Source organism: Bacillus sp. DWP3-1 (assembly GCF_049896565.1).
In the GTDB taxonomy this organism is placed as follows: domain Bacteria; phylum Bacillota; class Bacilli; order Bacillales; family Bacillaceae; genus Bacillus.
The window spans coordinates 1-23619 of the sequence record NZ_JAFCUN010000004.1 but is presented as its reverse complement, the minus strand read 5'-3'; the positions used below and the strand labels follow the sequence as shown (position 1 = coordinate 23619).

General features: G+C 43.2%; 20 protein-coding genes, 7 tRNA genes, 2 rRNA genes and 1 pseudogene. 6 read left to right on the top strand and 24 right to left on the bottom strand.

Annotated features, from left to right (window positions below; translation table 11 throughout):
- Positions 1 to 84: 84 nt before the first annotated feature.
- The 18 genes and pseudogenes from ACP7A0_RS10105 to ACP7A0_RS10020 form a co-directional block, all read right to left on the bottom strand.
- Positions 85 to 350 (bottom strand): annotated as a pseudogene (locus tag ACP7A0_RS10105) (RidA family protein); the annotation flags it as partial.
- A 10-nt stretch (positions 351 to 360) separates the two neighbouring features.
- Complete coding sequence (locus ACP7A0_RS10100) at positions 361 to 1125, bottom strand: ABC transporter permease (protein ID WP_426005001.1); 765 nt, start codon at positions 1123 to 1125, stop codon at positions 361 to 363.
- Positions 1122 to 2039 carry an ABC transporter ATP-binding protein gene (locus ACP7A0_RS10095; RefSeq protein WP_060595404.1) on the bottom strand — a complete coding sequence of 306 codons (918 nt, stop codon included), beginning with the start codon at positions 2037 to 2039 and terminating at the stop codon, positions 1122 to 1124. Before ACP7A0_RS10095 ends, ACP7A0_RS10100 begins: the two co-directional genes overlap by 4 nt.
- 14 nt (positions 2040 to 2053) lie before the next feature.
- Positions 2054 to 2245 (bottom strand): PLD nuclease N-terminal domain-containing protein, encoded by a 192-nt coding sequence (locus ACP7A0_RS10090; protein WP_426004999.1) that lies wholly within the window; start codon positions 2243 to 2245, stop codon positions 2054 to 2056.
- Between the two features lie 166 nt (positions 2246 to 2411).
- On the bottom strand, positions 2412 to 2768 hold the full coding sequence (locus ACP7A0_RS10085; RefSeq protein WP_426004997.1) for a DUF2200 domain-containing protein: 357 nt from the start codon (positions 2766 to 2768) through the stop codon (positions 2412 to 2414).
- Positions 2769 to 2931: 163 nt separating this feature from the next.
- Positions 2932 to 3231 (bottom strand): hypothetical protein, encoded by a 300-nt coding sequence (locus tag ACP7A0_RS10080; protein WP_426004996.1) that lies wholly within the window; start codon positions 3229 to 3231, stop codon positions 2932 to 2934.
- 62 nt (positions 3232 to 3293) lie between these two features.
- Positions 3294 to 5096, bottom strand: coding sequence for a glutamine--fructose-6-phosphate transaminase (isomerizing) (gene glmS, locus ACP7A0_RS10075; RefSeq protein ID WP_060595399.1), 1803 nt, complete (start codon positions 5094 to 5096; stop codon positions 3294 to 3296).
- Between the two features lie 568 nt (positions 5097 to 5664).
- Complete coding sequence (gene glmM / locus ACP7A0_RS10070; protein WP_034664420.1) at positions 5665 to 7011, bottom strand: phosphoglucosamine mutase; 1347 nt, start codon at positions 7009 to 7011, stop codon at positions 5665 to 5667.
- Between the two features lie 25 nt (positions 7012 to 7036).
- Complete coding sequence (locus ACP7A0_RS10065) at positions 7037 to 8446, bottom strand: CdaR family protein (protein ID WP_375566783.1); 1410 nt, start codon at positions 8444 to 8446, stop codon at positions 7037 to 7039.
- Positions 8439 to 9260 carry a diadenylate cyclase CdaA gene (cdaA, locus tag ACP7A0_RS10060; protein ID WP_060595397.1) on the bottom strand — a complete coding sequence of 274 codons (822 nt, stop codon included), beginning with the start codon at positions 9258 to 9260 and terminating at the stop codon, positions 8439 to 8441. Before cdaA ends, ACP7A0_RS10065 begins: the two co-directional genes overlap by 8 nt.
- Before the next feature lie 217 nt (positions 9261 to 9477).
- The gene (gene rsiW, locus ACP7A0_RS10055; protein WP_060595396.1) at positions 9478 to 10104 is read right to left on the bottom strand and encodes an anti-sigma-W factor RsiW; all 627 of its coding nucleotides are present in this window, start codon (positions 10102 to 10104) and stop codon (positions 9478 to 9480) included.
- A gap of 14 nt (positions 10105 to 10118) precedes the next feature.
- A complete protein-coding gene (gene sigW, locus ACP7A0_RS10050; protein WP_003217112.1) occupies positions 10119 to 10682 on the bottom strand; it encodes an RNA polymerase sigma factor SigW in 564 nt (187 codons plus the stop codon).
- Positions 10683 to 10865: 183 nt separating this feature from the next.
- A complete protein-coding gene (gene rocF / locus ACP7A0_RS10045; RefSeq protein WP_060595395.1) occupies positions 10866 to 11777 on the bottom strand; it encodes an arginase in 912 nt (303 codons plus the stop codon).
- 136 nt (positions 11778 to 11913) lie between these two features.
- Positions 11914 to 11985, bottom strand: a tRNA-Gln gene (locus tag ACP7A0_RS10040).
- A 4-nt stretch (positions 11986 to 11989) separates the two neighbouring features.
- A tRNA-Tyr gene (locus tag ACP7A0_RS10035) sits at positions 11990 to 12074 on the bottom strand.
- A 28-nt stretch (positions 12075 to 12102) separates the two neighbouring features.
- Positions 12103 to 12175 (bottom strand) — tRNA-Thr (locus tag ACP7A0_RS10030).
- 3 nt (positions 12176 to 12178) lie between these two features.
- Positions 12179 to 12254: transfer RNA gene (locus ACP7A0_RS10025), tRNA-Val, on the bottom strand.
- Positions 12255 to 12260: 6 nt separating this feature from the next.
- Positions 12261 to 12335: transfer RNA gene (locus tag ACP7A0_RS10020), tRNA-Glu, on the bottom strand.
- A 220-nt stretch (positions 12336 to 12555) separates the two neighbouring features.
- Between ACP7A0_RS10020 and murQ the strand changes: the two genes are divergently transcribed.
- From murQ to ACP7A0_RS09990, 6 genes are read left to right on the top strand one after another with little or no spacing between them, the layout of a single operon-like run.
- On the top strand, positions 12556 to 13467 hold the full coding sequence (gene murQ, locus ACP7A0_RS10015) for an N-acetylmuramic acid 6-phosphate etherase (protein ID WP_066031424.1): 912 nt from the start codon (positions 12556 to 12558) through the stop codon (positions 13465 to 13467).
- A gap of 14 nt (positions 13468 to 13481) precedes the next feature.
- Complete coding sequence (locus ACP7A0_RS10010) at positions 13482 to 14351, top strand: MurR/RpiR family transcriptional regulator (protein WP_060595393.1); 870 nt, start codon at positions 13482 to 13484, stop codon at positions 14349 to 14351.
- A complete protein-coding gene (locus tag ACP7A0_RS10005) occupies positions 14348 to 15721 on the top strand; it encodes a PTS transporter subunit EIIC (RefSeq protein WP_066031425.1) in 1374 nt (457 codons plus the stop codon). Before ACP7A0_RS10010 ends, ACP7A0_RS10005 begins: the two co-directional genes overlap by 4 nt.
- 19 nt (positions 15722 to 15740) lie before the next feature.
- Positions 15741 to 17096 (top strand): penicillin binding protein PBP4B, encoded by a 1356-nt coding sequence (pbp4b, locus tag ACP7A0_RS10000; RefSeq protein WP_340875029.1) that lies wholly within the window; start codon positions 15741 to 15743, stop codon positions 17094 to 17096.
- Between the two features lie 13 nt (positions 17097 to 17109).
- Complete coding sequence (locus tag ACP7A0_RS09995) at positions 17110 to 19029, top strand: glycoside hydrolase family 3 protein (RefSeq protein ID WP_106061675.1); 1920 nt, start codon at positions 17110 to 17112, stop codon at positions 19027 to 19029.
- 11 nt (positions 19030 to 19040) lie between these two features.
- Complete coding sequence (locus tag ACP7A0_RS09990; RefSeq protein WP_426004989.1) at positions 19041 to 20288, top strand: exo-beta-N-acetylmuramidase NamZ family protein; 1248 nt, start codon at positions 19041 to 19043, stop codon at positions 20286 to 20288.
- 39 nt (positions 20289 to 20327) lie between these two features.
- Here the strand turns inward: ACP7A0_RS09990 and ACP7A0_RS09985 are convergent, their stop codons facing one another.
- The 6 genes from ACP7A0_RS09985 to ACP7A0_RS09960 form a co-directional block, all read right to left on the bottom strand.
- Entirely contained in the window at positions 20328 to 21308 is a 981-nt protein-coding gene (locus ACP7A0_RS09985) for a bile acid:sodium symporter family protein (RefSeq protein WP_081311457.1), read from the bottom strand.
- Positions 21309 to 21354: 46 nt separating this feature from the next.
- The gene (locus ACP7A0_RS09980; RefSeq protein WP_426004987.1) at positions 21355 to 22794 is read right to left on the bottom strand and encodes a SulP family inorganic anion transporter; all 1440 of its coding nucleotides are present in this window, start codon (positions 22792 to 22794) and stop codon (positions 21355 to 21357) included.
- A gap of 354 nt (positions 22795 to 23148) precedes the next feature.
- Positions 23149 to 23221, bottom strand: a tRNA-Thr gene (locus ACP7A0_RS09975).
- A 1-nt stretch (position 23222) separates the two neighbouring features.
- Positions 23223 to 23297 (bottom strand) — tRNA-Asn (locus ACP7A0_RS09970).
- A 42-nt stretch (positions 23298 to 23339) separates the two neighbouring features.
- Positions 23340 to 23455, bottom strand: a 5S ribosomal RNA gene (gene rrf, locus ACP7A0_RS09965).
- 61 nt (positions 23456 to 23516) lie between these two features.
- Positions 23517 to 23619 (bottom strand): 23S ribosomal RNA (locus ACP7A0_RS09960); the annotation flags it as partial.

The following is a 23619-nucleotide window of genomic DNA, read 5'->3' as shown; positions in this document are numbered from 1 at the left end:
GGATTAAGAAAATATATCATGTACAAAATAAAAAAAGATTAGGCGACAGTATCCTAATCCTTTATCTATTAAACAGTTATTCCCTCAAACCGCCCCATCACCCAAACCCATCTCCTGACCCGCCCAAGCATCCACCTCTACCTTCAAAGCAGGAGAAGCCAGGGCCACCACATAAACCATCGTCAAGGCAGATGATCCCCTAAAAACTGACCCATGATTCGTTTTCTGCTCGCAGCATCGAACTCTCCCACGAGATAAAATACTAGTTTCGTTATATCTTCCACGGCCATATCTGCCGCTTCTACATTCCGTTTCACATTCTCTAACGCTAATTCGAGCTGCTCCAAAGGGTACATCAACCTACAATTCTTGTTTTCTAAAAAGAAACCATCCGATGAGAAAAAAGAAACCAATCAATACCGATACACCTAGAAAGCTTGTAAGCGCCTGATCCGAATAAGTCCCTCTATGAATCATCTCCTCGGCCGCACTTGTCACGCCTTTAGGCGCAAACTTCCCTAATGTATCCTCATAAAATGAAGGAACGGTAAATAGAATAAGGTTGATCACAAGCGATACACCGCCGGCTGTGACGGAACGCGTAAAGAACGCCGAAGCACAAATGGTCGATACCACAATCAGCAATAAATTTGGATAATAAAGAAGTGTTCCTTTTAACACATTGACCCAATCCAGATGCCCAAATTGGATGTCCACATAATAAACGGAGGCAAGCACCGCCACCACCAAACTAAACAAAGTCAAACAAGCATAGGCGCATATTTTCGAGACATAATAACTCATTCGACTGATCGGTTTCACCATAATCATCGCCGTCACCCCAGAGGCACGCTCTCCAGCAATCGTCCCCATCACGATCATAATCAGGATAAACACGCCGAGCGAATCAAATTTACTCAATGCACTTGCTAAAGCCTCTCCAGCACTAGGCTCTGGTATATAAAATGTAGACCCTTCAGGTAAATTAGCCGATTTCGACAAAAGATCTGGCAGCATTTTGAGCGTAATAGGCTGCGTGATCATTAAAATCGTAAAAATGATTGGCACAAACAACATTTTATAACTAGTGAATAACTCCCTAAATTCCTTTTTCAACATCATCATGCAGTCACAACCTTCATGAAAATATCTTCTAGCGTCAGCTTAGATAGTCGATAATGGAGGATAACACCGCCAGCTTCAGTGATGAGACGAGGCAGCTCCTTCAATGCCATTTGTTGATCATTGACTCGCACCTGATAATCGTCTCCTGTTTCAATGCATTCCTCCACCCAATCCCGTTCTTTTAACAAAGCCACTAGTTTCGTATTCTGTTGTTCTAATTGAAATTCAATCACTGGCTGGATATAGTCTTCTTTGATCTGTTTCATCGAAGAGGACATCTCAATTTTTCCGCTGTTGATCATGATAATATGATCCGCCACTCGTTCAATGTCATCTAAAATATGGGTCGACATAAAGATCAGCATCTCATGCTTTAGACGCTCAATCAAAGTCAGGACGTCTTTTCTTCCCATTGGATCAAGTGCAGACACAGGTTCATCCAAGATCAGAACCTTCGGGCTGTTGATGAGCGCCTGTGCAATGGCGAGCCTCTGCTTCATCCCTCCGCTATAGCTGCCAATGGCACGATCCTTCGCCTCATACACACGGCAAAGCTTCAACAGCTCCTCAGTTTTGGAACGAATGATTTTTTTCTCTAATTGAAATAACCCGCCAACCCAATGCATCCACTCCTGCCCCGTCATGTCCTGATAAAATGCAGGCTGCTGCGGACAATATCCAATCACATGACTGATGTCATCCATGTCCTTTGTCACATCCATACCCGCCACCTTCACGACGCCAGACGTAGGACGAGCAAGCCCCGTCAAAATCCGAATCGTCGTTGTCTTCCCCGCTCCATTGGCTCCTAAAAAACCGACACAACCAACTTCCCCAACAGAAAACGAAACGTTTTTTAAAATTTCATGCCGACCATACGATTTCGTCAGCCCTTGACACTCCAGCATATTCAAGCAAATCCCCCCTACTAAGATTGTTTACGACCAAAAATGAAATACGCAATAGGACCGGCACTCGCCACAAACACAATCACCAAAGCCCAAATCCACTTCACCTCTCCTCTGACCCTAGATGGATCTCTTTTCAGCAAATCAAACAAACCAATCACCATTAAAATGGCTTGCAGCAAAATAAGAGGTAAAATCATTTTCATATCCATCCACACCACTCCTTTTTCATACACCAATTTGTTTTGATATCACTTCTTTTGACGACATGAAGAGGGGATTCGTTCAAATGGATTTTATTTTTATCTATCGATTGGTCTATAAATATAAAAAAAGCCCAGTGAAGGTGCGCTCACTGGGCTTACATGTTTATATTGCTTATAATGAACCTCGCAAAATCTTTTCCATCGTCTTTCCTTTCGCTAACTCATCAATCAGCTTATCTAGATACCGAATGTTTTTCATGGTTTCTTCCTCAATGTCTTCTACTCGAACACCACAGATGACTCCTTTGATTAAACTGCGGGAAGGATGAAGCTCAGGAGCCTCGGCAAAGAAGTTTTCAATATCTGTCTGTTGATCCACCTGTTCCTGCAGCTCTTCCGGACTGTACCCTGTTAACCAACAAATAATCGTATCGACTTCAGCCTTCGTTCGTGCTTTTCTCTCTGCCTTTGCGATATAGAGAGGATAGACTTTTGCGAAGCTCATTGTGTAAATTTTATGTTTGGTCATGCGCTCTTCTCTCTTTCTTTGTTAAATATTTAACCTGTATTGCCTGCGAAAGATGCGGCTCTCTCATTATGCCTAATTCCTTTATTTTCAAACCAACTTGGCATTCTATTTTTAATGTCCTTAGCACATTATATCCCATGTTAAATTATGGCTATCATACAACTTATAAACGATGATATAAACCTTTATTATTTCTCTTTTTATTCTCTTCATCTTTTTTGAAAGTCCTATATTTAAGAAATTGAATGAAACAAAATCCAAGGAATACACAAATCGGTCCTTCGACCGTGGCAGGACCACTAATCAACAAATAAGAGCTAATAAACAATGCGATATAAACGATTAAGAAAAAAATATTTCCCCATTTTTCCTTTTTTAAATATTCACTAATAATCATTCCGCTCCCTTGAAAATGTACGACCTTATCGAATCTATCTTTCATTTTATTAAGCTCTTTAGACACAAAAATACCCCTTTAGATAATTATATCTAAAGGGGTATCAAAAGTCTGATTTAATTTAAACCCTACTCCACCGTCACACTCTTCGCAAGGTTACGTGGTTTATCCACATCACACCCGCGGTGAAGGGCTGCGTAGTAAGCGATGAGCTGTAATGGGACAACAGATGCAAGTGGTGCAAGTGCTGGGTGTACAGCTGGAAGGACGAAACGGTCGCCTTCGTCTTCTAGGCCTTTTAGTGAGATGACACATGGGTTTGCTCCACGTGCAACGACTTCTTTGACGTTACCGCGAATGCTGAGGTTCACGTGCTCTTGCGTTGCAAGGGCAATGACCGGTGTGCCTTCTTCAATTAAAGCAATCGTGCCGTGTTTGAGTTCTCCGCCAGCAAATCCTTCTGCTTGGATGTAAGAGATCTCCTTTAGTTTTAGTGAACCTTCAAGGCACACATAGTAGTCAAGTCCTCTTCCGATAAAGAATGCGTTACGTGTCACTGTGAAGAAGTCACGAGCGATTTGTTCCATTTCATCCTTTTGATCGACAAGGGCTTCCATTGCGTTTGCTACAATCCCAAGCTCTTTCACAAGATCAAAGTCAAGAGATTGACCATTTAATTCGGCTGCAACTGATGCAAGGATCGCAAGAACAGCGATTTGTGCTGTGTAAGCTTTTGTTGAAGCCACTGCAATTTCTGGTCCTGCATGAAGAAGCAATGTGAAGTCCGCTTCACGAGAAAGCGTTGAACCTGGTACGTTTGTGATCGTTAATGCTTTATGACCAAGCTCTTTGACTTGAACAAGTACAGCACGGCTGTCCGCTGTCTCCCCAGATTGAGAAAGGAAGATGAACAACGGCTTTTTCGATAGAAGCGGCATGTTGTAAGAGAATTCACTTGCTACATGGACTTCTACAGGTACTTTCGCCCAGTCTTCAATATATTGTTTACCGACAAGTCCTGCATGGTAGCTTGTTCCGCAAGCCACAATGTAAATGCGGTCTGCTTCTGCTACTGCGCTTGCGATATCGCCAGCGACTGACAGCTTGCCGTTTTCGTCTTGATATTCTTGGATGATTTTGCGCATGACAAGCGGCTGCTCATCCGTTTCTTTTAACATGTAGTGAGGATATGTGCCTTTCTCGATGTCGCTTGCATCTAGCTCAGCGATATAAGAAGGACGTGTCATGATATCACCGTCAAGGTTTTTGATGATCACCTCGTCTTTTGTGACAATGACCATTTCTTTATCCATTAATTCCGCATATTCGTTTGTTACTTGAAGCATCGCCATTGCGTCAGAAGCTACAACGTTGAAATCTTCTCCGAAACCAACCAATAATGGGCTTTTGTTTTTCGCCACATAGATTGTTTCTTTGTTTTCGTTATCGAAAAGGGCAATTGCGTAAGAGCCTTTTAGTTGAAGAAGCGTTTGACGGAAAGCTTCCTCTGTATCAAGACCTCTGTCCACAAATTGTTCGATGACTTGAACAACAACCTCTGTATCTGTGTCGCTTTTTAGTGTGACGTCTTGTAAATATTCGCGTGTCAATTGTACATAGTTCTCGATGACACCGTTATGAACAAGCGTAAAACGGCCAGAAGCACTTTGATGCGGATGCGCATTTAGATGGCTTGGTACACCGTGTGTTGCCCAGCGTGTATGTCCGATTCCAGCTGAAGATGCTACATTTGCATCAACAACTTCACGAAGCTCAGCGATACGTCCTTTTTCTTTGAACACATGCACGCCTTCTTCGTTTGCCACAGCGATACCTGCTGAGTCATACCCGCGGTACTCTAGCTTCTCTAAACCCTTTAATAAGATTTCCTTCGCATCATTCTGACCAATATAACCTACGATTCCACACATAAATATTCTTCCTCCCGATCATGTGAAAGGGACAAAGAAAGCCTACTAAAATAGAAGGGACATTTCTTCGTCCCTCTCTACATGTTTAATTTGGGAGATCATGTGTATTCCCTTTGTACAAAGAGTCACCTCTTTGCTTTAAAGAAACACTTACGGCTGTGATCTCTTTTTTGATCAGCCGGGAGGCATCCGCCGAAAATTCGATAACCTCCATCCTCGTCAACTAAGCATCTTTCGTCCGATCGCTTAGTTCGGGCGCTATAATTATAAGAGAGTTGCTGAACATCTACCCTGCCTTTCCTGATAGAATAAAAATCCAGTAACACAAGGATGATTGTACTATAAGGTCTGACCTCCGTCAATCACAATTTAGCGGGTGATCCCGCTCAAGAAAGTGAGACCTCCATACACTATATGCGATGAGGCTTGTCATGTTCTACCTTTGATGTGCTCTCCTATGTATGAAGGCAGCAATTTGCCCTCGCTTATAAGATTCGTACAAATCCATCCATTTATGACGTTTATTCGAAAAAAAAGCAAACCGCCGCTGGCGATTTGCTTTCATCTATTACTCGATACCCATTTCCTCTTTCACAACAGCGGTAATTCGAGTCACATATTCATCACACAGCTCTTTTGTTTTCGCCTCTGCCATCACGCGTACAAGCGGCTCTGTTCCAGATGGACGAACAAGAATACGGCCATCACCGTTCATCTCTTTTTCGACCTCTTGAATCACTGCTTTTACTTTTTCATTTTCTTCCACTTTATATTTATCAGACACTTTCACATTCACTAGAAGCTGCGGGAATTTTTCCATTTCAGCTGCAAGCTCTGACAATGTTTTTCCTGTTGCTTTGAGTGTATTGACAAGCATGATCGCAGAAAGCATGCCATCACCTGTCGTATTGTAATCAAGGAAAATCAAATGGCCTGATTGCTCACCGCCGACATTATAGCCATCCTTTTTCATCGCTTCGACCACATAGCGGTCACCAACAGCGGTTTGGATGCTCTTAATGCCTTGTTTCTCCAGCGCTTTATAGAAGCCTAGGTTACTCATGACCGTGGACACGACGGTGTCATCCTTTAATCGGCCTTCACCCTTCAAATAACGTGCACATATGTACATAATTTGATCGCCGTCTACAATATCACCTTTTTCATCGACAGCAATTAAACGGTCTCCGTCACCATCAAACGCAAGACCAATATCTGCACCCTTCTCCTTCACAAAAGCAGAAAGTGCCTCTGGATGAGTTGAGCCGACACCATCATTGATATTCAATCCGTTTGGTGATGTTCCCATTGTGGACACATCAGCATCTAAATCCGCAAATAAATGTGTCGCTAGAGAAGAGGTTGCACCGTGAGCACAGTCAAGCGCCACGTGAATACCTGTGAAATCCTCGTCCGCTGTCTGCTTCAAGAATTGCAAGTATTTCTGACCACCTTCAAAGTAGTCATTCATCGTTCCAAGATCCGCTCCAACTGGGCGTGGCAATTGATCGACCGGCTGATCCATCAGCTGCTCAATTTCATTCTCCTGTTCATCAGACAGCTTAAAGCCGTCACCGCCGAAGAATTTAATTCCGTTGTCTTGAACTGGGTTGTGAGAAGCAGAAATCATGACACCCGCTTCTGCGTCCATTGCCTTCGTTAAATAAGACACACCAGGTGTTGAGATCACACCTAGACGCATCACTTCAGCGCCAATTGAAAGTAAGCCTGCAACGAGCGCTCCTTCTAGCATATGACCGGATACACGTGTGTCTCGTCCAACGAGTACCTTTGGACGTTCTTTATCCTTCGTGAGCACATAGCCGCCAAATCTCCCAATTTTAAATGCGAGCTCTGGCGTTAATTCGCTATTCGCCACACCCCTTACACCATCAGTTCCAAAGTACTTGCCCATGTTTCAATCGCTCCTTTTTTACCATTCAAGAGGACGCTTCGTCCTCTTTTTTATCTTCTTTGATCCGCTGTCTTTGACTTGATTCTTTCTTTGCTTTTTCTTGCGTGGATTCTTCTTTACTCTTCTCATCCTGATCATCGTCATCAGAAGATGGATCCTTGCGATCATTCGTAGACGCTGGCTGATCTTCTGTCTCAGTAGAAGTCAGTTTCACTTTGACCTTTGATCTCGATAATGTCCACGTCACATTTTGAGGACCGTTCACTTGAATTGTGACCTCATGTGTTCCTTCGTTCAAGTCCCCAACATTGATATAGGCTTCAACATCTGAAGCCTTTAGTTTATCAATCGCACTCTTTGATCCCTTTGCTGTTAACGTGAGTCGTCCAGAAGATGGGCTCACAAAATCAGAGGTGAGATCCTTGCTCAGACCTACGACAGAAATTGGTACATTATCGATCTTTTTTTCTTGCGCTGTTGCAACCTTCACTTTGATCTTGACGGTTTCGGGCGATACCTTTTTCACACCATCTGGCAGGGGAATGTCGGCATCAATCTCCGTATCATCTTTGATCTTGCTTAGGTCCAGCTTGACGCCATCAATAAAATCAAGCGAATCCAGCACTTTTTGAGAGCCGTACACTGTGACCTCACTCGGGCTTGTCTCAATACTTGAGATACTGATCCCATCCGGCAAACTGCCAGTCCGCTCTATTTTAAACGGAACCTTTTTGCTTGGACTTGAGATGGGAACTGTAATATTCACCACAGACGGACTCAATTCGACTGGCAGCTCATTCCCGCTGCTATCATACACAGTGAGCTTCGCTTCCTTTTCAATTTGCTGATCGACATCCTCTAGGTTCACAAATGCTTTAATGACAGAAATTTTGTCGATTACGTCCTTTGAACCAGTGACTGTGACTTTTTTCGGATTCACAATAGGCTGTTCAGGTGAATAGCCATCTTTGATTTTATTTTGATTATAAAATTCAGTTTCAACAGGAAATTCTGCTGTTGTTTTTTCTTGTATCGTCACCGTCGTCACAGATGGGTTGATCGATAGTGTGAGCCCTTTTGATACATCTCTTGCCTTCAGCTCCACTTTATGGGTACCTGTGGATAAATTCTGCATATCTGCATATATTTCGAAGTTCTTTGTTTGTCTTGCTGTTTTCACAGCACTCGTTGACCCTTTAATCGTCACATTGACTGTTTGCGGCACGCCAGTAACGACGTACTTCTCGTCATCATAATACGCCTTAACAGGAATGTCGGTTAAAGTTGCTTCATCTGTCGTCGATGTTGGGAAAAAGGATTCACCGATTTTTTTCGGCGTGGGCGCTTGCGCTGAATTGACTGCACCATACAGCAATAAAGCGAAGACCAATGCAAGAAGCTTTACGGCCCAGCGATTATTCAAAATCTTATCCATTTTTCTTGCCCCTCCAATACCATTTGGTCGAGGAAGCATCTTTGCTGTTCTTACTAAATTCAGCAATCAGCATTTCTTCAAGCGCTTCTTCTGTCAATTCTCGGTGGAGATCACCATTTCTTGCGACAGAAATGCCGCCTGTCTCTTCAGAAACGATGACGGTTAAGCTGTCTGTCACTTCACTAATTCCGACTGCCGCCCGGTGACGCGTCCCCAGTTCCTTAGAGATAAAAGGACTTTCTGACAGCGGTAAATAACAAGCCGCAGCTGCAATCTCATCACGCTTCATAATGACAGCACCGTCATGAAGCGGTGTATTTGGAATGAAAATATTAATGAGCAGCTCTGAACTCACCTTTGCATTCAAAGGAATTCCAGTCTCTATGTAATCATTCATCCCAGTATCACGCTCAATTGTCAGCAGCGCGCCGATTCTGCGTTTTGCCATATATTTAATTGCTTTTGTAATTGCCTCGATCGTTTTCTGCTGCTGTTCCTCTATAGGTGTCCCGCTTCTTGAGAAGAAACGGCCGCGCCCAAGCTGCTCAAGCGCTCTCCTTAGCTCTGGCTGAAAAATAATAATGATCGCAAGGAATCCCCACGTAATCGCTTGATCCATCAGCCATTGAAGTGTGTTAAGACCGAGATACGCACTTCCCATCCTGACAAGAACAATGACCACAATTCCCTTTAAAAGCTGAACCGCTTTTGTTCCGCGGATGACCATCATTAATTTATATATCACATACCAAACAACGAGAACATCAACAGCATTACCGAGGTACTGCAAAAAAGGAATATCCCCTAAAGCCATTTCCTCGTCCTCCAGAATTTTCAGTTATTCTTCGTTTGATGCATTTTTAATAAAAAAAGAGACTATGTGTAAATACATAGCGTGGCTATTATACCACATTTTGTTTCAGCAAGGAAAACAGTTGCCATATATGGCTGGCGTGCTAGTTCGCATACATTCTGACCTATAATATAGAAAAAGAGCAGCCCCATAAAGAGACTGCTCTCGACCCGTATGATTACTTTTGCTCCTCTGGTCCAATGACCCGCATCACATTTTGTGCTGTGGATTTCATTTTGTACCAAATCCAATCAAACACTTCATTAATTTCATTAATTTGACCAGTGACTTGTCCGGCAGAAGCAGTCAGCTGTTCCCCATTGACGACGGTGACATTTCCATCAACCTTGCCTTCTACAATCAGCTTGCCATTTTTGACAGTGACATCACCTTTTACGGTTTCCCCTTTAGGTACGGTCACTGTATCATTTACAACGACGAGATTCGACTGTTTTGACACACTGAAATTATGATCGGTATTCCAGCTTGTAAACAGACTGCCTCCCATCAAAATGAGAAAGAGGGCAGCGGCCACCATCAGCGGATGAGCTTTGATCCATCTTTGAACCGACACACGCTTTTTTTCCTTTGGAAGACCTGCCATCACCTTTGCAGTGAAATCAGATGGTGCTTCTATATGAGATGTACTCTGCACAAGCGCGATGGATTTCTCAATTTGTTGAAAATGAGTACGGCACTCCTCACACGATTGCAGATGGCTTTTTAATTCTTTTTCGTCTTGGGGCTCAATGTCCCCGTCTAAATACTGATGCATAAGCAGGACGATTTTTTCCTGACAGCTCATCAAAATCACCTCACTCAAAGGTCTCTCAACTGTTTCCGGAGAGCCTCTCTACCCCTGTGTATTCTCGTTTTCACCGTACCAACGGGTATATTCAAAATCTCGCTTATTTCTTTTAACGAGAGTTCATCAATATACTTTAATACGATGACCGAACGATATTTATCGGGTAATCTTAGAATTTTTTGCTGAATGGTACTCGATAATTCAAGAGACACCACCTCTTCCTCTGGCAAAATGCCATCAGCAGCAATTTGAGAATACATATTCAGTCCTTCTGTTCCTGCCACCTCTGCATCTAAATAATAATCCGGCTTTTTTTTGCGAATACGGTCGATGGTCAGGTTGGTTGCAATGCGGTACAGCCACGTAGAAAACTTACGATTCACATCAAAGCTTTCAATATTCACATAGGCACGAATAAACGCCTCCTGTGCAATATCCTCTGCTTCGTGTGCATTCCCAAGCATACGGTAGCACAGCTGATAAATTTTGTCTTTATACAGGTCTACGATGTCTGCAAATGCGTTCTGGTCGCCTTTTTTCAATTGCTTAATTCTCTTTTTAATCATTGTGTCCATAGTATATTCAACCTCTGCCTTCACCGGTCTTTATGTATACGAATCTCTTTCCAAAAGGTTTCATTCTCCTCTAAAAAATAGTGTAACAAATTTTTGACAGCGTGTTACGCATATCCACCGGTAAAAACCTTAATATATCCTTAAATTTCTCCAAAACAAAAAAGAACGGGAACAAGTCCCGCTCTACAATAGCTTTTCGCCCATTAACGAACCAATCAACGCAACAGCTGCCTCGGCTGTTTTATTTTTTTCATCCAAAACCGGATTCACCTCAACAAATTCAGCTGAAGTCAAAATACCCGCTTCCTCTAAAAGTTCCATGGCAAGATGACTCTCCCGGTAACTAATGCCACCCGCCACAGGAGTTCCTACACCAGGGCACTCCGCTGGATCTAGTCCATCTAAATCAAGCGACAGGTGGACACCATCTGTTCTTTCCTTTAAATATGAAATGGCTTCCTCCATCACCCTTGTCATCCCTAAACGATCTATTTCATGCATCGTATACACTTTAATGCCTTTCTCTCTAATCAATGCCCGCTCTCCTTCATCTAAGGATCGAGCACCAATTATAACAACATTCTCAGGCTTCAATTTAGGGGAATAACCACCAATGTTCGTTAAATCAGCATGCCCAAGACCGAGACTGACTGCAAGCGGCATACCATGTATATTTCCAGAAGGAGAGGTTTCCTCTGTATTTAAATCACCGTGTGCATCATACCAAATGGCACCTAAGTTTTCATAATGCTTGGCTACCCCCGCAAGTGTTCCTATCGCAATGCTGTGATCACCGCCTAAAATGAGCGGGAATGAGCCTGATTGCACAATACTGTCAACCTTCTCAGCTAGCAGCTGATTCGCACTAGCATTCTCCGTTAAATTTTTTAGCTTTTCACTTGTATATAAACCTTTCTCATCATCTCTTTGTTCAACCAAAATATCGCCGAGATCCTCCACATCAAATGAAAGCGATTCCAATTTTTCTTTTACGCCTGCACACCGAATCGCACTCGGTCCCATATCGACGCCCCTTCTCATTTGACCCAAATCCATCGGAACTCCGACAATCGTGACCTTCTTTTGATCTCCCATATGTACATCCCCTTTCCGTTCATGCTTATATTTTACTTTCTCGATGCCTTCTGACTCAACTCAACAATATTTTGAATAGTTATACATTCCGTCTGCCAACATAAAAAAAGACACCTTTTTGTAAAAGGTGTCTTAACTGGGCTAGCTGGATTCGAACCAACGCATGACGGAGTCAAAGTCCGTTGCCTTACCGCTTGGCTATAGCCCAAAAATGGTGGAGGGGGGCGGATTCGAACCGCCGAACCCGGAGGGAGCGGATTTACAGTCCGCCGCGTTTAGCCACTTCGCTACCCCTCCACATATGGAATTGATAAAGAAAAAACAGTGCCGGCAAGAGGACTTGAACCCCCAACCTACTGATTACAAGTCAGTTGCTCTACCAGTTGAGCTACACCGGCATATGGTGGAGGATGACGGGCTCGAACCGCCGACCCTCTGCTTGTAAGGCAGATGCTCTCCCAGCTGAGCTAATCCTCCACATCATGGTGACCCGTACGGGATTCGAACCCGTGTTACCGCCGTGAAAGGGCGGTGTCTTAACCGCTTGACCAACGGGCCAGTTTGTCAAGTTTGCTGTTTCCGTGAAGCTGACAAAAGTTATTATATACAGGTTGTCCCCCTTTTGTAAAGGGGATTTTTATTTTTTTTATTTTCTAATTATTTACCTCCAGTTAGCACAACGTTTCGAGTGAAATATAATTTCAATATTTAAATATAATGTTGAAATTTCATATCACACTGAATATACTGAAAATGAAGAAATAAGGAGGAATGTCGCATGCAGCCATCTCAATTGCGTTCTTTGACAACAGAATCAAGAAACCCTAACACAATGGGAATATCACAAGCAGATCCGCTCGAAATACTCCAGCTGATCAATGAAGAAGATATGAAGGTCGCTCAAGCAGTGAACCGTGTCCTACCACATGTCAAAACAGCAAGTGACTTCGCCTATGAATCCATTTCAAATGGGGGTAGACTCGTTTATTTAGGAGCCGGGACAAGCGGCAGACTTGGCGTGATGGATGCTGTTGAATGTCCCCCTACCTATAGCGTCTCACCTGATGTGATTGTCGGTATCATGGCAGGCGGCGACTCTGCTTTTTCACATGCTGCCGAAGATGTGGAAGACAGTGAAGAAGCCGGCAAACAGGATTTAGAACACATTCACCTGACATCAAAAGATACGGTCGTCGGTATCGCCGCCAGCGGCAGGACACCCTACATCATCGGCGCTTTAAACTACGCTAAATCCATCGGCGCAAAAACAGTAGCCCTCAGCTGCAATGAACAAGCAGAAATTAGCGAGCTGGCAGACTGCGCCATTGAAGTCATTGTAGGACCAGAAGCCATCACTGGGTCAACACGAATGAAAGCCGCATCCGCTCATAAAATGATTTTAAATATGCTTTCCACCTCTGTCATGATCAGACAAGGTAAAGTATATGAAAACCTGATGGTTGATGTAAAAGTCAGCAATCATAAATTAAAAGAACGCGCCATCACCATCATTCAACATGTGACAAACGCTTCCTATGAACAAGCCGTGAAGACTCTTGAAGCAGCAGACTTAGAAGTCAAAACCGCCATCGTCATGCTCCAAACAAACACAGACAAAAAAACAGCCAAGGATTTACTCAACAAAGCGAATGGCCATATCGACAAAGCCATCTCTCATCATCAATCCTAAAGGAGGCAGAGCTCATGTCAGCAGGTGGACTCACCCTACTACACACAATGAAAGCAAAGCTCCCCCAATCTGAAAAAATCATTGCAGACTATATTCTTGCCCATCCTGACAAAGTCATTAAAAGCACAGTACACGAGATCAGTCAGGCAGCCGGAGCAAGCAGCTCTGCTGTCATCCGCCTTTGTAAATCTCTCGGGCTAGATGGCTATCACGATTTAAAAATGCGAATCGCTGGAGACTTGATGCACGACGATAAACAAGGCTATCGTGATATCGAACAAGATGAACCGCTTCAATCCATTATTCAAAAAACAGCAGGAAACTCGATTCAATCGATTAAGGACACCGCTTCTATTTTAAATGCAGAAGCATTAGAAAAAGCTGTTCAATTACTGCTGCATGCAAACCAAATCCATTTTATCGGCGTCGGTGCATCTGGCATCGTCGCAGCGGATGCCCAGCAGAAATTTCTCAGAATCAATTATGCAGCGACTGCCTTCACTGACATGCACATCGCATCAACGGTCATCGCAAATGCAGGAAAGAATGACATCGTGTTCGGTATATCCTTTTCAGGAGAAACGTTAGACATCATTCAAGCCCTTCAGCTCGCAAAAGACAATCAAGTGAAAACCATTGCCTTAACGCATCCTGGTCAAACAAGCGTTTCTGCCTTAAGTGATGTTCACCTATCGACGTCCGGTTCCAATGAAGCACCTTTTCGCAGTGCAGCCACTTCCTCTAGAATGGCACAGCTCTACTTAATTGATGTCTTGTTCCTCAGCTTAGCTTCCCGTCAATATGAAGAGACAGCACAATATATTGACAAGACAAGACATGCCATCCGCTCCATGAAACGAAAATCAAAGGGGGATTCAACATGAGTCATCAAACGAAATATCAGCAGTTGGCGAAAGACATTCTTTCTCTCTGTGGTGGTTCTGAAAACATCTCTTCCCATACACATTGTATGACGCGTCTCCGAATTACACCGATTGACAATGAACAAGTTCACATCACAAAAATCAAAGAACTCGATGGCGTCATAGGTGTCGTCGAGGCAGAAACGCTTCAAATCATTTTAGGTACAGGTGTTGTCAACCAAGTATCAAGTGCGTTTGAACAGCTGCTAAATGCCTCTGGCTCTTATGATTTAAACAATGAAGCACAAAAAAACAAGCAAGCCATTTCACAAAAGAACCGCACACCGTTCAAGCTGTTCTTACGACGGATTGCCAGCATCTTTATTCCTATCATTCCGGCACTCGTTGCATCAGGTCTTATTACAGGGATTACGAAAGCAATCGTGCAAGCAGGCTGGCTCGATGAAAAGTCTCAATCAGCGATCATTTTAACCGTTATTGGTTCAGGCTTGTTCGCATATCTCGGTATTTTAGTCGGATCAAATGCCGCAAAGGAGTTTGGAGGCTCTCCTGCATTAGGCGCATTAGCTGGTATCCTCATTATTAACCCAGCCTCCGCAGACATTATGTTATTTGGCACAAATATTCTACCAGGCAGAGGCGGGCTCATCGGTGTTCTTCTAGCCGCCATCTTTATGGCACTTGTGGAAACCCGAATTAGACGCTTCGTCCCGCAATCACTTGATATCATCGTCACACCAACCATCACACTACTCATTACAGGCATTTTTACGTACGTTGTCTTCATGCCAGTCGGCGGATTTATATCTGATGCCATCACCTCAGGATTAACTTATCTATTAAATATGGGCGGAATCTTCGCTGGATTTGTTCTTGGTGCGACCTTCCTTCCACTTGTTGTGACAGGACTTCACCAAGGACTGACACCAATTCATATGGAACTCATTAATTCCATTGGAGATGACCCGCTTTTGCCAATTCTCGCTATGGGCGGTGCAGGACAGGTAGGTGCGGCATTCGCCATTTATATGAAAACAAAAAAGAAAAAACTCAAAAGAGCCATCGCAGGTGGACTTCCTTCAGGGATGCTCGGCATTGGTGAACCACTCATTTTCGGTGTTACACTCCCGCTGGGACGACCATTTCTCACTGCTTGTCTTGGCGCTGGAATCGGCGGCGCATTTCAAGCCTACTTCCAAATTGCAACGAAGGCGATTGGTGTATCAGGTCTCCCATTAACCTTTATTGTTCACACACATCAAATGCTTCTTTACTTAATCGGACTCTTTATTGCATATGTCGCTGGATTTATTTTCACATACTTATTTGGTTTTCATGATGATATGGCTGTTGAATTTGAGGAAAAATAAGCAATAGGAGGTCTAACTCTTGAAGAAATACTTTCTCTTAATAACAAGTCTGCTCATGCTCCTTGGATTACCCGTACAAACATTTGCAACTAGCTCCCATCCTGTATCGTCTTTGTCTAAAACAGCACCTGAAGAATATCCCGTCTTAAAAAAGGCAAAACGACCGGAACAAGCAGGTTTTTCTTCCAGGCAGCTTAGGAAGGTTGATCACATGATTCAAAACGACATCAAAGCAGGATTTCCAGGAGGCGCACTCATCATTATCAAAGACGGAAAAATCGTCCATCAAAAAGCCTATGGCTACAGGCAAAAATACGAAGGCACAACTGAACTCAAATCATATAAGAAAATGAAAAAGAATACACTGTTCGACTTAGCATCCAACACCAAAATGTATGCGACCAACTATGCCCTGCAAAAGCTCGTCTACGAGAAAAAACTGGATGTAAACGAAAAAATACAATCCATCCTGCCAGATTTTAAAGATGAACCAGATGCAAAGGTAACCGGTAAAGATCAGCTTCGTGTAAAAGATCTTCTGACCCATTCTGCCGGTCTCCCTTCCAGTGTCTTATTTTATAGCAAAGAAGCCGCCGGCTCTTTTTTCTCTCAAGATAGAAAGACAACGATGAAATGGCTGCCGAAGGTGCCGCTGCAATACAAACCAGGCACCCAGCACATTTATAGTGACATTGATTACATGCTGTTAGGCATGATCATTGAGAAAAAAACAGGTATGCCTCTTGATCAATATGTAGAGTCGACGATCTATCGGCCGCTAGGTCTCAAACATACAATGTTCAATCCACTGCAAAAAGGATTTAAACCGAAGCATTTTGCAGCAACCGAACGTTTAGGTAATTCGCGAGATGGTGTCATTGATTTTGAAAACATTCGCAGGTACACCCTGCTAGGCGAAGTCCACGATGAGAAAGCATATTACTCAATGGCAGGTATCTCTGGTCATGCCGGACTTTTCTCTAACATGTCAGATATGGGCGTGCTGCTCCAGCTCATGCTGAACAAAGGAGGCTATGGAAAAAAAACCATCTTTGATCAAGCTTCTATCGATCTCTTTACAGCCTCTTCTGATACAAACCCAACTTACGGGCTAGGCTGGCGTAAAAACGGTCATACTGACATGGAATGGATGTTTGGAAAATATGCAAGTAACGAAGCCTATGGACATACTGGCTGGACCGGAACCATGACATTGATTGATCCAAAACATAATCTAGGTATCGTCTTGCTGACAAATAAGAAACATTCGCCTGTCGTTTCACCTGAAACCAACCCAAATCAATTTGAAGGTGACCTTTTCCCAACTGGTACTTATGGAAGCATCATGACCGCAATCTACGAATCTTTTAAGTAAAAGGAGGAATTCGATGTTAAAAGCTCTTTTCCCCGCTACTCTGGTTTTGGCCCTGCTAACCTCTTCCATTCCAACGGAAAAGGTTAGCTCTGCCCCTCTTCCAACCGCAAAACAAATGGTGCAAGACATGTCCCTGGATGAAAAGATAGGTCAAATGCTCATGCCAGACTTTCGCAATTGGCAAACAAAAGATGAATCTGCACCTACAGGCTTAACAAAGATGAATAAAGAAGTGTCCCATCTTGTTGAAAAATATCATCTAGGCGGTGTCATCTTATTTGCGGAGAATGTCGTTGATACGAAACAAACCGTCAAACTCACCCATGAATTTCAAAAAGCATCACCAAAGATTCCATTACTCATTTCAATTGATCAAGAAGGTGGAATCGTCACAAGATTACAAAAGGGAACACATTTCCCAGGAAATATGTCGATTGGTGCCTCTAGAAGTAAGAAAAATGCATACGACACAGGTAAAATCATCGGCAAAGAACTAAACGCACTAGGGATCAATACAAACTTCTCTCCTGTGCTTGATGTGAATAATAATCCAAACAACCCCGTCATTGGTGTCCGTTCCTTTAGCTCTGATCCTGCTCTTGTCACTAGGCTTGGCCTTCAAACCATGAAAGGACTTCAAAAGGAAAAGACCATTTCCACACTAAAGCATTTCCCGGGACATGGTGATACAGCCGTCGATAGTCACTATGGCTTGCCGCTCGTAGAACATGACCTAGATCGTCTTAAAAAAGTGGAGCTGTATCCGTTTCAACAAGCCATCAACGCTGGTGCGGATATGGTCATGACCGCTCATGTTCAATTCCCTGCCATTGACCACACAACGTACAAAAGCAAAAAAGATGGCGAGGACATTATGGTTCCAGCAACCTTATCGAAAAAAGTCATCACACACTTATTAAAAGAAGAGATGGGCTTTCAAGGTGTTGTGGTAACAGACGCCCTAAATATGAAAGCGATTGCAGATAACTTCGGGCAGGAAGAAGCCGTGGTGATGGCTATTAAGGCAGGTGTCGACATCGCCCTTATGCCAGCACCAGTCACCTCTCTAAAAACAGAAAAAAACCTAGAGAATGTGTTCAATGCTGTAAAAAAGGCGATTGTAAAGAAAGAAATTCCGATGTCTCAAATCAACCAATCTGTCGAAAAAATTCTTCAATTGAAAATCAAACGCGGCATCATTTCTTCCAAGAAACCCATCACCCTTGAGAAAAAAATCAAAAAAGCCACTCAAGTCGTTGGGAAAAAGTCGCACCGGAAAGCAGAACAAAAAATGGCACGTGAAGGGATCACCCTGCTTAAAAACAACGAAAAGACCTTACCATTCAAGCCTAAAAAGAATAACAAGATCTTGGTCATGGCACCTTACGAAGATCAGACAAAAGCCATGTCTGTCACAATTGACTCTCTGATCAAACAAAAAAAGATCAAGCCTGTACGTATCCAATCATATGCGTTTGCGGATAAGACCTTCACCAAAGAAACAGCCAAACTGATTCAAGATGCTGACTATGTGATTACCGGCTCTTACGTTGTCCAAAATGACCCAGCTGTGAATGATGGTGTGATTGATGACAATGTACAGGACCCGAAAAAATGGGCTACTGCCTTCCCTCGTGCTGTTATGAAAGAAGCAGCAGCACAAAACAAAAAAATGGTCATCATGAGTCTAAGAAATCCTTACGATGCGGCAAATTTTGAGGAGGCTGATGCCTTACTAGCCGTTTACGGTTTTAAAGGCTACTCAAACGGGCAATTCAATCAGCCAAATATTCCTGCTGGATTAGAAGTGATATTTGGCGCTGCATCACCTAAGGGCAAATTGCCTGTGGATATCCCATCTGTCACTCATCCAAATCAAACCCTGTATCCATTCGGCTATGGACTCAACTTGAAAGGGAAACAGATCAAATAGGAGGGATTCTCTTGAAAAAAACAGCAAGCTTGATACTCGCAAGCATTCTCATTATGAGCACATTGACCGCCGCCTCCCCCGCAAACCAAGAACGAACAGATACAAAAGGAAAAAAAGCAGCGGTCAAAACAGGGATCGAAACACTACTATCAGGCAACCTTTCATGGTTAAAAGGGAAAAGGGTCGGCCTCATTACGAACCCAACTGGTATTGATGCAAATATGAAAAGCAGTGTCGATCTCCTATTTGAGCATCCAAATATCAAGCTTACTGCTCTATATGGACCAGAACATGGTGTGCGCGGCGATGCACAAGCAGGAGAAGGCGTCGAATCCTATACTGATGAAAAAACAGGTCTCCCTGTTTACTCTCTCTATGGAAAAACAAGAAAACCCACGCCTGACATGCTCAAAAATGTAGATGTCTTGCTGTTTGATATCCAAGATGTTGGTGCTCGTTATTACACCTATATTTACACGATGGCTTATGCGATGGAGGCCGCTAAAGAAAACAACATTCCCTTTGTTGTCCTAGACCGTCCAAACCCCATTGGCGGACTAAAAGTAGAAGGCCCTGTCTTAGAACCTGAGCACGCTTCATTTGTAGGGCTCTATCCAATACCATTAAGACATGGAATGACCACTGGTGAACTAGCAAAATTCTTTAACAAAGAGTTTCATATCAATGCTGATGTCACAGTCATCAAAATGAAAAATTGGAAGCGTTCCATGACGTTTGATGACACAAAGCTGCCGTTCGTCCTTCCTTCACCTAACATGCCGACAGTGGATAGTACCTTTGTATATCCCGCCACAGGATTAATTGAAGGAACAAATGTCTCTGAAGGCAGAGGAACAACAAAACCGTTCGAGCTCATTGGCGCTCCATATATCAATAGCAGCGAACTAGCAGATCATTTAAATCAGTTAAAACTAAAGGGTGTACAATTTAGACCAGTATCATTCACCCCCACTTTTTCTAAACATGCAGGTAAGCTATCACACGGTGTGCAGCTATACGTCACAGACAGCTCTTCATTCGAAGCGGTAAAAACAGGGTTATCCATCATCAAAGCAATACATGATTTATATCCAAAAGACTTTCAGTTCCTTCAAACAGGCAGCTTTGATAAACTCATCGGAAATGGTTGGATCAAAGAAGAAATCAATCAAGGTACTTCCGTCAAACACATCATGAAGCGCTATCATCATGACCTCAAATCGTTCGAAAAGAAACGGAAGAAATATCTCATCTATTAATTCGCAAAAAGACCTCCATCTCATAAGATGGAGGTCTTTTCATGATAAAGATTTAGTCACAGCAGGCGCCTTCAGCTCAAAACGATTGAGTAAGAAACCAAACAAGGCAGCAAGCACTTGCTGAAATAGCATGCCAATCACAACAGGGACAGCAACAGCAGGCGGGAAAAAGCTAATAGCAAGCACAGCTCCGGCACTAATATTTCTCATGCCGCCCGTATACACAATGGCCACAATCTCCCCTTGAGTACATTTCATCACCTTTCCAATCAACCATGCAAAAGCATATCCACTCATCGCAATGAAAAAGACAGTCGCTGCTTTGCTAAAAAATGCAACATCCAGTTCACGCAAATATGGGGCGACAACAGAACTGTTAATCGATACGACAACAAACAAGCCTAATTTTGAAAAAGGAGACAGGGTCTGACTAATTGTTTTCGTCACCGATGGCTTTGCATACTGGCGAACGAGCATCCCTAAAATAGAGGGCAGTACCACCATACCAAACAGCCCTTTCATGATCGCAACCATGTCCATATGGACCTGTGTACCGACGAAGAGTGACAAGCTTACTGGCACAATCAATGGCGAAAGCAATGTATCAATTAAAATGATAGATAACGTTAACCCGACATTCCCTTTATACATCGCCGCCCATATTAAACTAGAAACACCTGTTGGAATCACCATCGCAAGCGTCAAACCGGTGATCGTCATGGAATCACCCGCAAATATCAAATGCCCCGCTGACCAGGCATAAAGGGGCATCAGCACATGTAAAATCATAAACGATAAAATCAAAGGCAATGGGTGCATCACCGTATGCTTTAAAGCTGAAAAAGTAGATGACAAGCTCCCTGAAAATGTCATCATGGCAAATACCCAGGGCACCATAAACGTAAAATCCTTTAAATAGGCCGACAATAATACACCGAGTAACACACTAATGGGCGTAATAAGCGGCATCATCCGGCCGAGCACTTGGTTCAAACGCACAAGCATGCCGGCCACCTCCATCCTTCACTTTCTTACCTTTTCTATTGTAACAAACAGAAAGATCTTTTTAAGAACCATTCACCTGTTTCACAAGCTTTCGACTCGAGGTATCCATTCCAACTACGTCTACCTGTACACCAGCTGCTTGATACTTTTCCTTTACACGTTCTATCGCTGCCACGCCTGATTCATCCCATATACGCGCTTCAGACAAATCAATCACAACGGCTTGGAGATCTTTCTCATGATGGAACGCTTGGATGAAATCAGTGACAGAAGCAAAGAAAATTTGCCCTTTAATTCGATACACCCAAATACCCGCTTGGCTTTCTGTAGAGGTAATATGAAGCTTTGATATTTTTGCTACAAAGAATATCGCACTAAGCAGCACACCTGCAAACACACCTTTTGATAAATCATGAGTCAACACCACAGTCACGACCGTGACAATCATGACAATAGAATCTGTTTTCGGATTCTTTTTTAGCTGCTGAAAGGAACTCCAATCAAATGTCCCAACGGAGACCATAATCATCACAGCCACAAGAGCAGCCATCGGAATTTGAACCACCACATCTCCGAGTACAAAAATCAGCACCATTAGAAATGCGCCCGCTACAAAGGTAGAAAGACGGCCACGCCCGCCTGCCTTCGTATTAATCACTGATTGACCAATCATCGCACAGCCAGCCATACCACCAAAGAATCCTGCAACCACATTAGCAATCCCTTGACCTCTCGCTTCCTTGTTCTTACGACTAGACGTCTCCGTCATATCATCGACAATCTGTGCAGTTAAAAGAGACTCAAGTAAACCAACCATCGCAAGTGCTAAAGAATAAGGAAAAATGATAGTAAGTGTCTCCCAGCTAAACGGTACTTGAGGAATCAGAAAAGCAGGCAAAGAACTAGGAAGCTCTCCCATATCTCCAACCGTTCTAACATCAATATGTCCAAATACAGCAATGATCGTCATGACAATAATCGCAATGAGTGGGGGAGGTATCACCTTTATCACCATCGGCAATAAATAAATAATCAACAAGGCGCCACCTGTCATGATATACATGGCCATTGATTCTCCGACGAAATGTGGAAGCTGAGCCATGAAGATCATAATAGCCAACGCATTCACAAAACCAACCATCACGGACCTCGGAATAAATTTCATCAGACGAGACACTCGGCAGAGTCCAAACACTATTTGAATCAGACCTGTTAAAATCGTAGCTGCAAACAAATATTGCAATCCATGATCGGCAACCAAATTAACCATGACCAGAGCCATAGCTCCTGTAGCGGCCGAAATCATACCTGGCCGTCCACCAACAAACGAAATCACAATTGCAATACAAAACGAAGCATACAACCCGATCTTCGGATCAACGCCCGCAATAATCGAAAACGCAATCGCCTCTGGAATTAAGGCCAGAGCCACTAAAATACCCGCAAGCACATCCTGACGCACATGCCCAAACCATTCTTGCTTTACAAATAAATCTTTCAAACCATCTACTCCTTTTTATATACATACCGAACAAGAAAAGAAGATCAACCAAACCTGGAGATGAAGAAAGGAAAAATAAACAATGCTTCACTTTCGGGGGAAAGAGGAACGTACAGAGTCTTTTGTTAGAGAGGATTTCATCACTTTAGTAAGCATAAAAAGGCACTGAAGTATCAAGAACGAAAAAAGGCATATGTAGAAACCTAATGCAAAGCTTCCAAGCAAATTGCTCCATTCGTATAGCAATCTTGTTTGTAGTTAAACATGAACGAATTTAATATATATGAAAACAAACAAAAAAAGCCTTCTCATCATCGAGAAACCTTAAACATTAATCATTATAATTTAGAGGAAAGCTTCCAAGCGGGCTCGAACCGCTGACCTCTTCCTTACCATGGAAGTGCTCTACCTACTGAGCTATGGAAGCATGGCTCCGCAGGTAGGACTCGAACCTACGACCGATCGGTTAACAGCCGATAGCTCTACCACTGAGCTACTGCGGAATGATAAAGTAACTTCTTCCATTGGAAGGATATAAACAAAAAGCTTGGCGGCGTCCTACTCTCACAGGGGGAAACCCCCAACTACCATCGGCGCTGAAGAGCTTAACTTCCGTGTTCGGTATGGGAACGGGTGTGACCTCTTCGCTATCGCCACCAAACCTGATGGAGAGAATGTTCTCTCAAAACTAGATAACAATGTTCAAGCTTCACATTAGAATATAGGTTAAGTCCTCGATCTATTAGTATCTGTCAGCTCCACGTGTCACCACGCTTCCACCTCAGACCTATCAACCTGATCATCTTTCAGGGATCTTACTTCCTT

Bases quoted from the DNA above. Each gene is read 5' to 3' on its own strand.
- ACP7A0_RS10100 (WP_426005001.1), bottom strand. From the start codon at position 1,125: ATGATGATGTTGAAAAAGGAATTTAGGGAGTTATTCACTAGTTATAAA.
- ACP7A0_RS10090 (WP_426004999.1), bottom strand. From the start codon at position 2,245: ATGGATATGAAAATGATTTTACCTCTTATTTTGCTGCAAGCCATTTTA.
- ACP7A0_RS10085 (WP_426004997.1), bottom strand. From the start codon at position 2,768: ATGACCAAACATAAAATTTACACAATGAGCTTCGCAAAAGTCTATCCT.
- glmS (WP_060595399.1), bottom strand. From the start codon at position 5,096: ATGTGTGGAATCGTAGGTTATATTGGTCAGAATGATGCGAAGGAAATC.
- glmM (WP_034664420.1), bottom strand. From the start codon at position 7,011: ATGGGCAAGTACTTTGGAACTGATGGTGTAAGGGGTGTGGCGAATAGC.
- ACP7A0_RS10065 (WP_375566783.1), bottom strand. From the start codon at position 8,446: ATGGATAAGATTTTGAATAATCGCTGGGCCGTAAAGCTTCTTGCATTG.
- cdaA (WP_060595397.1), bottom strand. From the start codon at position 9,260: ATGGCTTTAGGGGATATTCCTTTTTTGCAGTACCTCGGTAATGCTGTT.
- rsiW (WP_060595396.1), bottom strand. From the start codon at position 10,104: ATGAGCTGTCAGGAAAAAATCGTCCTGCTTATGCATCAGTATTTAGAC.
- sigW (WP_003217112.1), bottom strand. From the start codon at position 10,682: ATGGACACAATGATTAAAAAGAGAATTAAGCAATTGAAAAAAGGCGAC.
- rocF (WP_060595395.1), bottom strand. From the start codon at position 11,777: ATGGGAGATCAAAAGAAGGTCACGATTGTCGGAGTTCCGATGGATTTG.
- murQ (WP_066031424.1), top strand. From the start codon at position 12,556: ATGCAGCCATCTCAATTGCGTTCTTTGACAACAGAATCAAGAAACCCT.
- ACP7A0_RS10010 (WP_060595393.1), top strand. From the start codon at position 13,482: ATGTCAGCAGGTGGACTCACCCTACTACACACAATGAAAGCAAAGCTC.
- ACP7A0_RS10005 (WP_066031425.1), top strand. From the start codon at position 14,348: ATGAGTCATCAAACGAAATATCAGCAGTTGGCGAAAGACATTCTTTCT.
- ACP7A0_RS09995 (WP_106061675.1), top strand. From the start codon at position 17,110: ATGTTAAAAGCTCTTTTCCCCGCTACTCTGGTTTTGGCCCTGCTAACC.
- ACP7A0_RS09985 (WP_081311457.1), bottom strand. From the start codon at position 21,308: ATGGAGGTGGCCGGCATGCTTGTGCGTTTGAACCAAGTGCTCGGCCGG.